Annotated in this window: 13 protein-coding genes; 5 read left to right on the top strand and 8 right to left on the bottom strand. The window is 58.8% G+C overall.

Features of this window, described 5'->3' with window-relative positions; translation table 11 throughout:
• Window positions 1-104 precede the first annotated feature (104 nt).
• Together AEQ67_RS05530 and AEQ67_RS05525 are read left to right on the top strand one after the other, a co-directional pair.
• A complete protein-coding gene (locus tag AEQ67_RS05530) occupies window positions 105-347 on the top strand; it encodes a hypothetical protein (RefSeq protein ID WP_059402882.1) in 243 nt (80 codons plus the stop codon).
• Window positions 348-481: 134 nt separating this feature from the next.
• Window positions 482-1066 (top strand): hypothetical protein, encoded by a 585-nt coding sequence (locus tag AEQ67_RS05525; protein ID WP_059402881.1) that lies wholly within the window; start codon window positions 482-484, stop codon window positions 1064-1066.
• A gap of 471 nt (window positions 1067-1537) precedes the next feature.
• Here the strand turns inward: AEQ67_RS05525 and AEQ67_RS05520 are convergent, their stop codons facing one another.
• The gene (locus AEQ67_RS05520; protein WP_059402880.1) at window positions 1538-2059 is read right to left on the bottom strand and encodes an Hcp family type VI secretion system effector; all 522 of its coding nucleotides are present in this window, start codon (window positions 2057-2059) and stop codon (window positions 1538-1540) included.
• A 68-nt stretch (window positions 2060-2127) separates the two neighbouring features.
• Window positions 2128-2367: a hypothetical protein gene (locus AEQ67_RS34805; RefSeq protein ID WP_152974803.1), complete on the bottom strand. Its 240-nt coding sequence runs from the start codon at window positions 2365-2367 to the stop codon at window positions 2128-2130.
• A gap of 135 nt (window positions 2368-2502) precedes the next feature.
• On the opposite strand from AEQ67_RS34805, the gene AEQ67_RS05515 reads away from it, so the two are divergent.
• Window positions 2503-3180, top strand: coding sequence for a type 1 glutamine amidotransferase domain-containing protein (locus AEQ67_RS05515; RefSeq protein ID WP_059402879.1), 678 nt, complete (start codon window positions 2503-2505; stop codon window positions 3178-3180).
• Between the two features lie 157 nt (window positions 3181-3337).
• Here the strand turns inward: AEQ67_RS05515 and hglS are convergent, their stop codons facing one another.
• The 3 genes from hglS to AEQ67_RS05500 form a co-directional block, all read right to left on the bottom strand.
• Window positions 3338-4717: a 2-oxoadipate dioxygenase/decarboxylase HglS gene (gene hglS / locus AEQ67_RS05510; RefSeq protein WP_059402878.1), complete on the bottom strand. Its 1380-nt coding sequence runs from the start codon at window positions 4715-4717 to the stop codon at window positions 3338-3340.
• Window positions 4718-5065: 348 nt separating this feature from the next.
• Window positions 5066-6007 carry an alpha/beta fold hydrolase gene (locus tag AEQ67_RS05505; RefSeq protein ID WP_059402877.1) on the bottom strand — a complete coding sequence of 314 codons (942 nt, stop codon included), beginning with the start codon at window positions 6005-6007 and terminating at the stop codon, window positions 5066-5068.
• A gap of 22 nt (window positions 6008-6029) precedes the next feature.
• Entirely contained in the window at window positions 6030-7484 is a 1455-nt protein-coding gene (locus AEQ67_RS05500; protein ID WP_059402876.1) for a flavin-containing monooxygenase, read from the bottom strand.
• A 275-nt stretch (window positions 7485-7759) separates the two neighbouring features.
• Between AEQ67_RS05500 and AEQ67_RS05495 the strand changes: the two genes are divergently transcribed.
• A complete protein-coding gene (locus AEQ67_RS05495) occupies window positions 7760-8833 on the top strand; it encodes a diguanylate cyclase (protein ID WP_059402875.1) in 1074 nt (357 codons plus the stop codon).
• Window positions 8834-9035: 202 nt separating this feature from the next.
• Window positions 9036-10277 carry a M20/M25/M40 family metallo-hydrolase gene (locus AEQ67_RS05490; RefSeq protein ID WP_059402874.1) on the top strand — a complete coding sequence of 414 codons (1242 nt, stop codon included), beginning with the start codon at window positions 9036-9038 and terminating at the stop codon, window positions 10275-10277.
• 159 nt (window positions 10278-10436) lie between these two features.
• Here the strand turns inward: AEQ67_RS05490 and AEQ67_RS05485 are convergent, their stop codons facing one another.
• The 3 genes from AEQ67_RS05485 to AEQ67_RS05475 form a co-directional block, all read right to left on the bottom strand.
• Window positions 10437-11306, bottom strand: coding sequence for an isocitrate lyase/PEP mutase family protein (locus AEQ67_RS05485; RefSeq protein WP_059402873.1), 870 nt, complete (start codon window positions 11304-11306; stop codon window positions 10437-10439).
• A 457-nt stretch (window positions 11307-11763) separates the two neighbouring features.
• Window positions 11764-12798, bottom strand: coding sequence for an arginine N-succinyltransferase (astA, locus tag AEQ67_RS05480; RefSeq protein WP_059402872.1), 1035 nt, complete (start codon window positions 12796-12798; stop codon window positions 11764-11766).
• 61 nt (window positions 12799-12859) lie between these two features.
• Window positions 12860-13873 (bottom strand): arginine N-succinyltransferase, encoded by a 1014-nt coding sequence (locus AEQ67_RS05475; protein WP_059402871.1) that lies wholly within the window; start codon window positions 13871-13873, stop codon window positions 12860-12862.
• Between the last annotated feature and the right edge of the window lie 553 nt (window positions 13874-14426).

Genomic DNA, 14426 nt, shown 5'->3' with positions numbered 1-14426 from the left:
AACGTCCTTCGCTGGCAAGCCAGCTCCTACAGGGGGGTGAAAACACCGGAACTCCACACGCGGGGCAAGCCTCTACCGTACGAACACCTCGCAGGAGCCTTTCGATGAGCGACGACCTCAAACCACCCGACCTTGCTTCGTGGCAGCGCCTGTTCGAAGACAAGGCCTACTGGCAGCAATCCCCCGACGCCCATTACAGCGAATTGCTGCGGGTGGCCGACGATCTGTTGGGGCAGGGCGCCATCGACCTCGAACAGTGGCAGGCCCTCAAGACCCAGGCGGAGCAATCGCACAAAGACTCGCCTGAGGTGAATGTCGCCCAGGAAGTCGATGATCCCGAAGCGTGAGCAGAAGCGGCGAAGCCACCGCGCCAGAAACCGCGAACACTCCCTGAACAGCGTCTATGCTCATCGGCACAGTCGGCGCTGACCTTCGGGCCAGAGCCTTCTGCTGCCATCAATTCACAGGGAATGTATTGCCAATGAAACTCCACGCACTGACAAAAGCCATCACCCTCGCTACCTTGCTGTCCACCGCCAGCCTCAGCGCCATGGCTGCGGACATCCCGCTGTCTGGCGTCGTGGTAGCCGATCAGGTCACCACCAAAGTCCTGGCGGTCGACGCCGCCAACCATCAGGTCGTCCTTGAGGGGCCGGAAGGCAAGCAGGTCCACGTACAACTGACAGACAAAGCCAAAGACCTGGGTAACCTGAAAGTCGGTGACAAGGTCAACGTTGAGGTCATCCATTCGGTCGCAGCATTCCTCGACACCGACGTCGACAAAGGTCTGCCAGGCTCCACCGAACGTGCCGGCGACATTCGTGCCACCAAAGACAACCCGAACCCCGGCGGTGAAGCCTTCCGTCAGGTGCAGGTGCAGCTGAAAATCACCCACATCGACCTGAAGAAAAACCAGCTGACCTTCGAAAACCCGGCTGGCCAGTCCAAAGTCGTCAACGTCGAAAAGCCTGAAGTTCAGGCGAAATTGAAAGACCTGAAAGTAGGGCAGAGTGTTGTGGTGACTTACACCGACATATTGAAAGTGACCAGTCAGCACGAAAGCTGATCATTAGTTCTACGTATTGATTGTTCTTGTACAGTTTTTGGTACAAGAACAATCAGTTTTGATGGTCGAACTGGTGGGTTTAAAAAGTTAATCGAAATGATATTTCGACCGACATTTTGTTAAACATGATGTCGATAAATTTCATGTTCGTGCTACGGACATATCCGCCAACTTCTATTAAAATACCTCCCGTTCGCCCAGTGTCAGGGCTCTTTACCGGTGCATGGATTGCCAGGCCATTACACTGGGCGAACACCTCCTCTGAAGCGCTGTGTTTAAAGTTTCAGACATAAAAATGGGCGACCGTCGAAGTCGCCCATTTTTTATTTGTCTGGATTAAACCTGCCGGCAAGGAGGACTTTCTTTTTAGCGGAGAGAATCGTCATGGCAATAATCCGCTAATTCAGGTTGAAAGCGCAAAAACAACATCGACCAGCAACACTGGTCGATGGTTGAAAAGGTTTCGAAAGCTTAGCCAGCTACGGCCGGGGTGCGCCAGTCATCGGAACCCGAAGTACCGCAAACTTCGTGGGTCCAGGTAATTTTGCGGTAGGTGAAGTGCACGTCTTCCAAATGGGTGAAGTGCGAGTTCGCCGGGTCCTGGCAGTTATGCATGTAGTCCTTGATGTCGACGATGATCGCGTCTTCAAGTGTGGTGGTGTAGTAAGGCTCCTGGGTGCCTTGAGCCGAGGTACGGTACCACTTGATTTCGATTGTGGTCATACGCTCGCCCGACGTCAGGGCAGCCAGCAACAGTGGGGACGCCTTGTCAAACACCTTGGTGATCACCACAGGTTTGTGAACGCGCTGACCTGTCGGTTGGCCGGACTGCGGATCACGCGGGATGGTCACTTCGTGGCTGAACCCCTGAACCATCACCTGGTCTTCGTGACCTATCTGGTAGGTATTGCCAACAGAGTCGGCGGTGAAGGCGCCCGCTGTGATCAGACCTTGTTTCTCGCCAGTAATGGACATATACGCTGGTGTAGCCATGAATGCGCTCCTTGCTTAATAAGTGAGGGACCCGGGGCCGGTATCGCCCGGTGGGTGCCTAACTGTTATCAAGGCTCGTGCCATAATCGATTAAAGCTATATAAATCAGTAGTTTGAGACGTTTTTCTTTGTTGTTGTAAAGATTTACGCAGCAAATCTCCCTGAATATGCGCAAGAACCTGCGCATCACCCGCAACTTCTTGCGCACCCGGCTGAAGCGCCTCATAACCGGGTGTCCAGCCGTGGCACAGAGCGTTTCGCAGATCCCACCCAGCAACTTCTTGCGCATCAAGGGGATTAACCGTCACACCGAGTGACCAATCGTCTCAATGACCAAAAAACAGTCGCAGAACGACTATGTTGTCAGGTGCAACGAACAGAGCAGCCTGGCGGTCAAAGTTAGCCCGAGATGACCAAACATCCCCGCACTCAAGGAGCCCGACATGAAAATTCTGATGGTTCTAACGTCCCACGATCAATTGGGTGACACCGGCAAGAAAACCGGCTTCTGGCTGGAAGAATTCGCCGCACCGTATTACGTCTTCAAGGACGCGGGTGCTCAGCTGACACTGGTTTCACCCAAAGGTGGCCAGCCACCGCTGGACCCGAAAAGCGACGAGCCGGACTTTCAAACGGCCGCCACCGAGCGTTTTCGCAAAGACTCCGCCGCGCAGTCAGCATTGGCATCTACCGCTCTGTTGAGCAGCGTGAGAGCCGAAGATTACGACGCGGTTTTCTATCCGGGTGGCCATGGCCCGATGTGGGATTTGGCTGAGGACAAAAATTCGATCGCCCTGATCGAGGCGCTCTACAAGGCCGGCAAACCGGTCGCGGCGGTTTGTCATGCGCCGGGCGTGCTGCGTCACGTCAAGGCTGCGGACGGCCAGCCGTTGGTCAAAGGCAAGCGTGTGACGGGTTTTACCAACACTGAGGAAGAGGCGGTGCAACTGACGAAGGTCGTGCCGTTCCTGGTGGAGGACATGCTTAAGGAGAAGGGCGGGATTTACTCCAAGGGCGAGGATTGGGTGAGTTACACGGTTGCTGATGGCCTGCTGCTGACGGGGCAGAATCCGGCGTCATCGGAGGCCACCGCCAAAGCCCTCCTGGCCAAACTCGGCTAACCACCGGACCTGTAGCAGCTGGCGCAGCCTGCGTTCGGCTGCGCAGCAGTCGTAAAACCGGCAAACACGGTTTGTCTGAAAGACCGCAGGGGCCGATATGACGACTGCTTCGCAGCCGAACGCAGGCTGCGCCAGCTGCTACAAGTCGTGCTATGTCTCAGGCGGTTAATGCGGCGAAACACTGCTCGATCGAGCGCCGCTGTGTTTCGGCATACAACCCCAACTCGTCAATGGTCGGCCGGCCCAGCGCCTTCTCGAATGCTTGCTGGTTCGAATGCACCCCGTAGTGGGTTTGCGCCGCATCGCCCAGGTTCGACTGAAAAATCCCGGCCGCGCTGACCGGCAGGAAATCTTCGTACACCAGCGGTTCAACCTGCAAATAGCCGCCGCTGAGCAAGTCTTCCAGCGACGAGGTTTTCAGTTCTTCCGCCGCCCGGCCTTTTTCCGTGACGAAGTAGCGAAAGTACGCCAGTTCCTGTCGGCGCATGCCTTCGTAAGTGTCAGGGAATTCGCCAAAGTGCTGGGCCATCAGCGTGTTGTAGCGCTCGGCGTTGGCTTCGTTGGGGAAATCCTTGAGTTCGTCCCGGGCGGCATTCAGCAAACGGTCGTACAGCGCTCGGCCTTTGGGTGTGAGGGCGGCGCCGCGTTGCTCGATTTCACCGAAGCGGGCGCTGTGGCTGCCACGCGTCTGGGCTTGATCGGTGAAGGCAATCGGTTCGTCCAGCGCCTTGAAACTGGTCTGGCGCAGCAGGATCGGGCATTGGCGGCGGGGTGGGCCTTCGATTACCGCTTTGGGGGTGATGCCGTGGGCCGGCATTTGCGCCTGGACGATATCGATGTCCAGTGTGCGCGGGGTCAGGTGGTTAATGTGCGGGCCTTTGAACGCCACTACGTCGGCGATCAGTCGATGCTGGGCGCTGAGTTTCTGGTACTGCTCGGCGGTAACGGTAGCGCTGTGATGCCAGCGAAAAGTTTCCAACGCCTGTACGACGAAATCCTCGGCTTCTTGTTCGGTGAGACCGCCTTGGGTTTGCGCGCGTTCGATGAGGATCAGCGCCGTGGGGGTGAAGATCGAACGTTTATCCAGTACCGATTGGGCGAAGGACCGCAGTTCCAGGTCTTCGATCAGTTCCAGGCGTAGCAGCGAGGTGAAGACGCGGAACGGGCTGACTTGCAGCGCCGCTTCATGCACGGCGCGAAAAGCCGTGGAGTGCACCGGTACGCCAGCCGGGGTCAGGTCGTAATAACCCACGGGTTGCATACCCATGACGGCGAACAGTCGCGCGAGGGTTGCCAGTTCATGAGCGGTGCCGACGCGAATAGCGCCGTGACGTTCCAGGTCCAGGCGCTGGATTTCGCCCGTGCTGTTCAACTGTTGAGCCACTTGCGGATCGCTTTCCAGCACATGGCGGTTGGTCTGTTCCACCAGTTCCATCAGCGCGCCGTACAGCGGCACTTCTTCGCGGTACATGTCGGACATCGCTTTGGAGAAGCGTTGGCGGATGAGGTCAGGGCTGACGAAGTTCGGGTGGCTCATGAAAAAAATTCCTGGCGCGGTGACGTAAAGGATGTGGGAAAAGATCGCAGCCTTCAGCGGCGCCGACAAACGAAGTTTCTGACGGACTTCATTCTGCGAAGGACTGCTGGATGTAACACCTGATCACCTGAACACCTGAACACCTGATCACCGATCACCGATCACCTGTAGGAGCTGTCGAGCCTGCGAGGCTGCGATCGGCTGCGCAGCAGTCGTAAACCCTGAGCACGCGGTTTTCCTGACACACCGCGCTGCCTGATTTCACGACTGCTGCGCAGCCGATCGCAGCCTCGCAAGCTCGACAGCTCCTACAGAGCCGATCGCAGCCTCGCAGGCTCTGCTACAGGGTTACACGGGCAGTTCCGAACGCAGCGATGCCAAAAACTCCCGATACAAGCGTGCCGTGCTCGTCGGCTGTTCGACCATCGGCATATGGCCGATATGGTCCCAGACTTCCACTCGCAGATCGGCGATGCCTTTGCTCCAGATGGCCACGCTGCTGACATCGATCAAGCGATCCTTGTGCCCCCACAGCAACAGCGCCGGGGCCTTGATGTCGGGGAGTTTCGGCTCCATCGGCGGGCTGCTGCGGATGTCGTTGAAAATCTCTTCCAGCTCATCGCGGCACTGTTCATAACGCTGGGCAATAGCGTCCAGCACCACGCCTGGCACCCACGGTGGTTCAGCCATGGTCATGGCGTAGAAACGGCGGAACTCTTCCCGGGAGTTAATCAAAAACGGGTTATGTCCCTTGGCCAGATGTCGCTCCAGGTCGCTGGCTTCCGGGGCCGTGACACCGGCCGGGTCGATCAGGGCCACCGAAACAATGCGATCGGGGTACGTGGCCGCAAGCCACGCCGCCATGTAGCCGCCCATGGAGTTGCCGATCACATGGACTTTCTCGACGCCGCAGACGTCGAGCAACTGGATCATTCGTTTGGCCTGCAAAGGAATGTCGTAGCCGCCGCCCGCCTTGAAGCCGGTTTCGCCATGGCCGGCGATGTCGGGGATGATCACCCGATAGTTGCCGACAAAGTGCCGGGCAAAGCGCAGCCAGATGTTCTTGTCGGCGCTGAAACCGTGGAGCATCAGCACACTGCTGGAAGCTTCGTAGGGCCCGCCTTGCCAAGTGGAGACGGTCATTTCAGCGATCGGCACGACAATCTTGTGCAGCCGGTACAGCTTGGCCTCCACGGCCATATTCAGGTCATAGAGCCAATGCCCGATGGCCGGGTAACTCAACCAGCTCCAGGCCGCGAATACCGCGATTGCGACAACCAACACAAGCATCAGGCGTCTTCCTTTTACGAGATCAGGACAAAATGTGATCGGCGGGTTTCAGCGCCCGGGTCAACCGGTGATAGCTGAAACTGAACCCCGGAAATATGGCAATCACATGACCGCTCTTGCTTTGATACCAACTGTGGCAGCCTCCGGACTTCCACACCGTGCGTTTCATCTCTCGGTGGATCATCTCAGTGTAGGTACGTTCCGCTTCGGGGCGTACTTCGATACTGCGCAAACCTTGATCTTTCAGTGTACGGATGCAATCGAGGATGTAATTCATCTGGGATTCGATGATGAACAGCGCTGATGTGTGGCCGATGCCGGTGTTCGGGCCAGTGACGATGAACAGGTTGGGGAAGTCCGGCAGGCTGGTGCCCAGATAGGCCCGCGGGTACTGGGCCCAGACGTCTTTGAGCCGGGTGCCGTTTTTTCCGCTGGCAGGGTAGGAAATTACCCCGTCGGTGGCGTCGTAACCAGTGGACCAGACGATCAGATCGACGTCGATGTGCTGGCCGTCCAGCGTGAAAATCCCGGTTTCATCGATCGAGGCGATGCCTTGCTCGCGGCTATGCAGCGTCACGTTACTGCGACCGAGGGCCGGGTACAGGGTGTTCGAGAGGATGATTCGTTTGCAGCCAATGGCGTAATCCGGTGTCAGCTTTCGCCTGAGCGCCGGGTCGGGCACTTGCCGTTTGAGAAACCGCAAGGCGTGTCCCTGGACGATGCGGATCGCCGGTTTCGAGTATTTGAAAGCAATGACTCGGCTTTCGCACTGCCAGTAAATCATCCAGCGCAGCAGCGTGTAGGCCGGTTTCAGGCCCAGCAGCCAGCGCTGGAAGCGACCAAACGTACGGTCGGCGCGAGGCAATACCCAATGCGGTGTGCGCTGGAACACATGCAGGTGCTTGACCTGCGGCGCAATCACCGGAATGACCTGGGCCGCGCTGGCGCCACTGCCGACAATCGCCACGCGTTTGTCCCGATAGTCGTAGGCGTGATCCCAGTTGTTGGTGTGAAAAGTCTTGCCCTGAAACCGCTCCTGACCCTCGAAGCGTGGGACTACCGGTTGGCTCAGCGGCCCGGTGGCATTGATCAGGAACTGGGCGTAGAACGTGCCTTTGCTGGCGGTATGGACTGCCCAGTGTTTGCGTTCGTCATCCCATTCGATGCGCTCGACATTGGCCTCCAGTTCCACCTTGTCGCGCAGGCCGAATCGCTCCACCACGTACTGGGTGTAGTGGTGCAGTTCGGCCTGTTCGGCGAACATCTGCGTCCAGCGGTAGGGGGCGAAGGACAGCGAATAGAGCGGCGAGGGCACATCAACCGCGGCGCCGGGGTAGGTGTTCTGGCACCAGGTGCCGCCAAAAAAATCCCGCCGTTCCAGCAGGCGAAAATCGCCGATGCCGGCCTTGAGCAAATTGATCGCCGCGCACTGACCACCAAAACCGCTGCCGATGATCAACACTTGAAAGGTTTGCATGGGCTTCCTTTGTCATCGTTGTTGATCGAACCCTCTCTTCATGTATAGCCAAGATGCGGTTGCTTTTGTAGGAGCGAGGCTTGCCCGCGAAGAACGATAACGCGGTTTATCAGGGGGACCGCGTTATCGTTCTTCGCGGGCAAGCCTCGCTCCTACACATAGCGCGGTATTCAGACTGCTGGCCGGTGATGGCTATTTAACGTTGCCCTGATAGACTTCCCAGCACACACGCAGCCCCGGTGTTATCAGGTTCCGTTCAGTGGCACAGAGGCCCTATGGGAAAAACCGGAGGAAAAGGATTTTCATTGGCCAGGAGGCTCTATACATCGCGAACCCTGGGGTTGGCCCTCGGGCTGCTCTGTGTGGGCGCGGCGATGTACCCGCTCAACCCGGCACCGTGGGTGTGGGTGGTGATGCTGCTCAACGCCTTTATCTGGCCACACCTGGCCTATCAATGGGCGCGCCGGGCGAAGGTTCCCTATCACGCCGAACACCGCAATTTGCTGGTCGATGCGTTTCTGGGTGGCTTCTGGGTCGCCGCCATGCATTTCAATCCGCTGCCCAGCGCGACCACCATTTCCATGCTGGCGATGAACAATGTGGCCATCGGCGGTGTGCGGTTCCTGCTGGCGGGCACCGCCGCGCAGATTCTTGGAGTCGGCGTCGGCTGGCTGATTTTTACTCCACTGTTTATTCCTGAAACCAGTCAACTGCAGCTGTACGCCTGTTTACCCTTGATGGGTTTGTATCCGCTGGCGCTGGGCTGGATCTGCTTTCGCCAGGCGCACATGCTCGGTCGGCAAAAGCGTGAATTGCTGGCTCTGAGCCGCACCGACAGCCTCACCGGCCTGCTGAACCACGGCGCCTGGAAGGATCAACTGGAAGTCGAGTTCCAGCGTTGCCAACGCCAGCATCAGGGCGGGGCGATTGCGCTGATCGACATCGACCATTTCAAAACCATCAATGACACCTACGGCCACGTCGCCGGGGATATTGTCTTGCGTCAGTTGAGCAAGATGCTCAAGCAGAACCTGCGGGCGGCCGATGTCGCCGGCCGCTATGGCGGTGATGAGTTTTGCGTGATCCTCCCGGACCTTCCGCTCAATAGCGCCGCTGCCGCCATGGATGCCCTGCGTGATCGCTTCGCCACGCTGGGCTACGAACAAAACCCGGCGTTGAAAGTCAGCCTGAGCATCGGCCTGGCCGCCTTCAACCCGGCCCACACCGACGCGACCCTGTGGCTCAACGATGCCGACCAGGCGCTGTACGAAGCCAAATCCACCGGACGCAACCGGGTCATCTGTTGCGGCGACGGCATGCCCCATCACGAATTGCTCGATCCGGTCTGAGCCCCCTGTAGGAGCTGGCTCGCCAGCGAAGACGGAATCTCAGGCGACATCAATGGTGAATGTCACACCGCCTTCGCTGGCAAGCCAGCTCCTACAAAGGGATCTTCGATCAATCAGGTTTGTATGCGTCGCTTTCGGTATAGAGCCGACCGGCGCAGTCATGTAGGGTTTGAACTCCCCGACACGAAACAAGGATCGATTCATGACGTTCAAACTCCCTCGCTCCCTGCTGGCCACCAGTCTGGGCCTGACCCTCGCCCTCGGTGCCTTTGCTCCCGCAGCCTTCGCCGAACCGCACAAACAAGTCCTCGCCGATTCCGAGCAATACAAGGGCGAAGCCCTGAAGCTGCTGGAACGGCTGGTGAACATCGACTCCGGTTCCGGCTATGAGCCAGGCCTGACTCAAGTCCGCGACATCGCCATCGATGAACTGAAAAAACTCGGCTTTACCATCGAACTGGTGCCCAACACTCCGGACAAGAGCAGCCATGTAATCGCGACCCTGAAAGGCACCGGCAAGGCGAAAATCCTGCTGATGGCGCACATGGACACCGTGTTCAAGGAAGGCTCCGCCGCCGAGCGGCCGTTCCACATCAAGGACGGCCGCGCCTACGGCCCGGGTGTGATGGACGACAAGGGCGGTATCGTCGCCGGGATCTATGCGCTGAAAGTCCTGAAAAACCTCGACTTCAAGGACTACGCGCAGATCACCTTCCTGCTCGACGCCAGCGAAGAAACCGGCTCGGACGTCGCCACCGACCTGATCAAGAAAACCGCCAAGGCTCACGACGTCACCCTCAACCTCGAACCCGGTCGTCCGGCGGATGGCCTGGTGGTCTGGCGCAAAGGCAGCGCCACCGCCGTGGTGGAAGTCAAAGGCAAGGCTGCGCACGCCGGTGTGGCGCCGGAGTTGGGTCGCAACGCAGCCATGGAGGCGGCGCACCAGATTTTGCAGCTCGGCAAACTCGGCGATGAAGCGAAGAAAACCACCATCAACTTTACCGTGATCAAGGCTGGCGACCGGACCAACGTGATTCCTGACCAGGCCACGGCCAAGGCCGACGTGCGTGCGGCGGTGCCGGAAGAGTTTGACCGGATCGAAAAGGATCTGGCGCGGGTTTCGAAGGACAAGTTGATTGCCGATACCGAAGTCACCACCACCCTTCAGCGCGGCTTGCCGCCGATGCCGCAGACGCCGGAATCGGATCGGTTGATGGCGATGGCGCAGGGGATTTATGGCGAGATTGGCCGTAAGTTGACCGAGGAAGGGAGCGGTGGGGCGGCGGATGCGAGCCTGTCTGCGGGTGTGGGGACGCCGACGCTGGATGGGTTTGGCATTGTGGGTGGCAATATTCATACGCCCGAGGAATATGCCGAGGTTGAGAGCGTGGCGCCGCGGATTTATCTGTTGTCGCGGATGATTATGGAGTTGGCGAAGAAGTAAACGAAGCGTCTAGGCAAAGTTTTAGCGGCGTAGCGACTGGCGCCATCGCGGGCAAGCCCGCTCCCACATTGGATCTTCAGTGCGCCATTGATCAAATGTGGGAGCGGGCTTGCCCGCGATGGCGTCCTGTCAGCCAACACAGCTAGACCTGCTGCACCATCACTCTTTAACACGCATAAACTCTTCCGCCCAACGGATGTAATCCTCAGGCTGGGTATAGGTATGCGTCAGTTCGGTCGCGCTCAAATCCGATGCTTCGGTAAAAATCTGCCGTTGCTCGCGCAGGCTGTCGTAAGTCGCCTTGATCGCCGCAAAGTACGCACCGTGCCCATCGATGGTGACCCGCACGCCCAGTTCGGCCAGGCGTTTGTCGTCGCGCAACGCTGGGTTGCCGTAGGTGACCAGCATCAGCGGCACGCTCAGGTGCTCGGCGATCTGTTCCAGATGATTGAAGTCCTGTATCCCCACCATGCAGATGCCGTCCGCGCCCGCCGCCTGATATTGCTGGGTGCGGCTGATGATTTCCTGGACCGGCAAAATCCCCGCGTGGGTGCGGGCGATAATCGCCATTTCCGAGTCGCACCGGGCTTCCAGCGCCGCACGAATCTTGCCGACACCTTCTGCAACCCCGATCAGGTCGGTGGACTTGCGGCCGAATTGGGCCGGCAGCAACGTGTCTTCAATCGTCAGGGCGGCGATGCCGGCGCGTTCGAGTTCGACGATGGTGCGCATGACGTTGAGCGCATTGCCGTAGCCGTGGTCAGCGTCGGCGATGACCGGCAATTGCGCCACACGGCCAATGCGGGTGGCCTGTTCGGCGAACTCGCTGAGGGTAATCAAGGCAAAGTCGGGGGCGCCCAGAACCTGCAACGACGCAACCGAGCCGCCCAGAATCCCCACTTCAAAACCCAAATCGGCGGCAATGCGGGCCGACATCGGATCGAAGACCGACGCCGTGTGGTAGCAGGCGTTGGAAGCAAACAACTCGCGAAAGTTACGGCGCAAATCTTGATGAGAAAGCCTGGACATATGAGTTCCACCAATGGAATGGAAGGGCTTGAGCAAAAGTGTCAACGCCGAAGGAACAAAAGGCTATCACGTGGACGGGGGGAGAATGATGACGAATTTAACAAAATAACCTCATCGCCAACGATGCTTTCTAACACAATTGACGCAAATCCCGACCATTACACCGCCCTATGTAGCAGCTGCCGAAGGCTGCGTTCGAGTGCGCAGCGCTCGCAATCCAGTGCGCATAAGGGAATCAGATTTCAGTTTGAGAGACCGGGCTGTCAGGTTTTACGACTGCTGCGCAGCCGGACGCAGCCTTCGGCAGCTGCTACATGTCACGCAGGCTTCGGCAGCGGTTACATGTCACGCAGGCTTCGGCAGCGGTTACATGTCACGCAGGCTTCGGCAGCGGTTACATGTCACGCAGCCTTCGGCAGCTGCTACATGTCACGCAGGCTTCGGCAGCGGTTACATGTCACGCCGCCACGGCTTGCTGCTGTTGATTGAGCAGCGGCACGGCGCGTACCGAGTTGCCGGGTTGCAGTTGCAGGCGTTTGGCGGTGAGGCGGTCGACGATCAGGCTGTAGCCCACCCGTCGCGCCGGTGCGGCGGTGATGCGGCAGTTTTCCAGGCGTCGATTGTGGATCAGCCACACCGGCGCCTCGTCGTCTGGTGTACCGATGGCCAGCACCAGGGGCTGGCTGTCGCGTACGGTGCGGATTTTCGAAATCGGCGCTTCGATCACCGGGCCGGCGTCGAAGATGTCGATGTAGCCTTTGTGGGCAAAACCTTCGGCAGTGAGGATTTTCAGGGCCGGTTCGGTGGTGGGGTGAGCCTTGCCGATCACCGCCTGGGCCTGTTCGGTGAGCAGGCAGGTGTAGAGCGGTTGGCGTGGCATCAGTTCGGCGATGAATGATTTGTTGCCCAGCTCGGACAAGTGATCGGCATGGCTGAAATCCATCTTGAAAAAGTGCCGGCCGAGACTGTCCCAGAACGGTGAGCAGCCTTGTTCGCCGGCACTGCCACGCAGTTCGGCGAGGAGTTTGTCGCCGAACAGGTGCGGGTACTCGGCAACAAACAACAAGCGCGCCAACGACAGCAACCTGCCGTTACTGCCCTGGCGTTGATCCGGACGCAGGAACAGCGAGCAGATTTCCGCTTGCCCAGTCATTTCATTGTTCAGGAACAGCGTCGGGATTTGCCGCTGGATGCCCAGGTCCGGTGACGAGCTGACCGTCACCCCGACCCGGTAGTTGTACCAGGGCTCGCGCAGGCCAACCGCCCCCGACAGGGCACTGACACCCACGACTTGCTGATCGTCGTCTTCGAGCACGAACAGGTAATCGGCATCGGCACGTTCGACCTGTTCGGCGAAGGTCCGTTGCGCCCAGCGCAGCCGGTGGGCCAGGCGTTCTTCGCTGGCCGGCAGGGTGCTCAACCCGCGACCGGCCTGCCGCACCAGTGCCAGCAGGGCGGGCAGGTCGGTGACGTGAACCGGGCGGACAATCATGATGCAGCTCCTTCTTTGCGCCTGCTCGGGCGCCGTCGTTGGGCACGGGGCCGGGTGATGCTCACAGGGCGATCAGCCGGATCGGGCTGCCGTCGGTCACGTGAAGGGCTGCGCACATTTCATCGCTCAGCGCCACGCTTTGCCCGGCGTTGTAGTCCAGTTCGGCGACGATGGCGCGATAGTCCTTCAGCGAGTCGTTGCTCACCAGATAGCGGCCACGGGCATCGATGGGCGAACCCGGTTGTGCCGTGCCGGTCTGGCTGCGGGCAATCGAGCGGATGTTGGAGGTGCGCGCATACAACGTCGGCCCGCCGTCGAACAGGTCGACATAGCTATTGGTCTCAAAGCCTTCGCGTTCGAGGATATCGAAGGCTTCCTGGCCATCGGGGTGGATTCGGCCGATGCAGTCCTGTGCGGCCTGGGGCAGCATCGGCACATAGATCGGGTATTGCGGCATCAGTTCGGCGAGGAACGTGCGGCTCTCCAGACCGCAGAGCCGCTCGGCTTCGGCGTAGGGCAGGTCGAAAAAATGCTTGCCCACGGCGTCCCAGAACGGCGACCGCCCGTCGTCGCTGAAACCGACGATCTCGGTGATCACTGCTTCGGCGAAGCGCTGCGAATGAGCGGCAATGAACAACAGTCGTGCCCGTGACAGCAACTCGGAAAACGCCGTTCGCACCAACGCCGCGTCAATATGAAACCCCCTCAACAAGGTGTGAGCACTGAGGTCGTGACACAACGACAGCGCGGGCACGCCGTGCTCGATGTTCAGTTCCCGCGAGGCGCTGGTGAAATGCCGATTGCGCAAGCTGTAGAACGGCTCGCTGAAACCGGCGGTGGCAAGGATTTCCGAGCAACCCACCAGGTGCCGGGTGCTCAGATTTTCCAGCACGAAGAAGTAATTCTCCGGGCCGTGACCCTGGACGTCCTTATCGAAAGAGGCGCAGGAATCGAGAATTCTTTCGCGTAGGCGTTCGGTATCGTCCGGCAAGGACGTGACGCCTACCAGACTTTCGCGAGCAAGCCGCTGCAACTGGGGCAGGTCGGTTAACTCGACTGGACGTAAAGCCAGCATGGATGCACTCCTGTATCAAAGGGTCCGGCGGTTAGCTCCGAACCTGACTATCACTGTCGGTTTCCACGCGTTGAATCGGCTGTCGCTTGAACGGGTCAGGCGCCACTCTTTTTTGTCAGTCGTTATTTGAGACGGGCAGCACGATGCTCGCACTCAGGTTATTGAGGTGCTGGTCGGACTGGTATCTGGCTCTGGGAGAACGGAGGTCGTGGTCGATATCGCTGAGAGAGGGCATCCGGGCTCCTTGCTGGATGGGTGTGTCGTTTCGATTCATGTTCCGTTTAACCAGTATTTATTTAACGCCCGCTCCATGTCTAGTGAATTTTTGTGCGCTTTTTTTTGGCCCCGGAATGGGGCGAAATGCCCGTATGACGGGGGCTACACGCATGTCGACAGAGCTTGTAGGCCATCGCCTATAGGGGTATCGGAGTTAGCCTTTTATCTCGGATGAAATGTGTTTGAGAGCCAGACTTGCCGTTTGAAACGAAACACCCCTGAACAGCGCTTCTTACGGCACAATTGCCCGATTATCGACGGCATGCCGGTTTCCCGT

Source organism: Pseudomonas sp. RIT-PI-q, assembly GCF_001297125.1.
Classification (GTDB): Bacteria; Pseudomonadota; Gammaproteobacteria; order Pseudomonadales; family Pseudomonadaceae; genus Aquipseudomonas.
The sequence above is the reverse complement of the archived record's forward strand: the minus strand, read 5'-3'. Positions and strand labels throughout refer to the sequence as shown.

Excerpts from the sequence above, each read along its gene's own strand:
- AEQ67_RS05530 (WP_059402882.1), top strand. The coding sequence starts at position 105 with ATGAGCGACGACCTCAAACCACCCGACCTTGCTTCGTGGCAGCGCCTG.
- AEQ67_RS05525 (WP_059402881.1), top strand. The coding sequence starts at position 482 with ATGAAACTCCACGCACTGACAAAAGCCATCACCCTCGCTACCTTGCTG.
- AEQ67_RS05520 (WP_059402880.1), bottom strand. The coding sequence starts at position 2,059 with ATGGCTACACCAGCGTATATGTCCATTACTGGCGAGAAACAAGGTCTG.
- AEQ67_RS05515 (WP_059402879.1), top strand. The coding sequence starts at position 2,503 with ATGAAAATTCTGATGGTTCTAACGTCCCACGATCAATTGGGTGACACC.
- hglS (WP_059402878.1), bottom strand. The coding sequence starts at position 4,717 with ATGAGCCACCCGAACTTCGTCAGCCCTGACCTCATCCGCCAACGCTTC.
- AEQ67_RS05505 (WP_059402877.1), bottom strand. The coding sequence starts at position 6,007 with ATGCTTGTGTTGGTTGTCGCAATCGCGGTATTCGCGGCCTGGAGCTGG.
- AEQ67_RS05500 (WP_059402876.1), bottom strand. The coding sequence starts at position 7,484 with ATGCAAACCTTTCAAGTGTTGATCATCGGCAGCGGTTTTGGTGGTCAG.
- AEQ67_RS05495 (WP_059402875.1), top strand. The coding sequence starts at position 7,760 with ATGGGAAAAACCGGAGGAAAAGGATTTTCATTGGCCAGGAGGCTCTAT.
- AEQ67_RS05490 (WP_059402874.1), top strand. The coding sequence starts at position 9,036 with ATGACGTTCAAACTCCCTCGCTCCCTGCTGGCCACCAGTCTGGGCCTG.
- AEQ67_RS05485 (WP_059402873.1), bottom strand. The coding sequence starts at position 11,306 with ATGTCCAGGCTTTCTCATCAAGATTTGCGCCGTAACTTTCGCGAGTTG.
- astA (WP_059402872.1), bottom strand. The coding sequence starts at position 12,798 with ATGATTGTCCGCCCGGTTCACGTCACCGACCTGCCCGCCCTGCTGGCA.
- AEQ67_RS05475 (WP_059402871.1), bottom strand. The coding sequence starts at position 13,873 with ATGCTGGCTTTACGTCCAGTCGAGTTAACCGACCTGCCCCAGTTGCAG.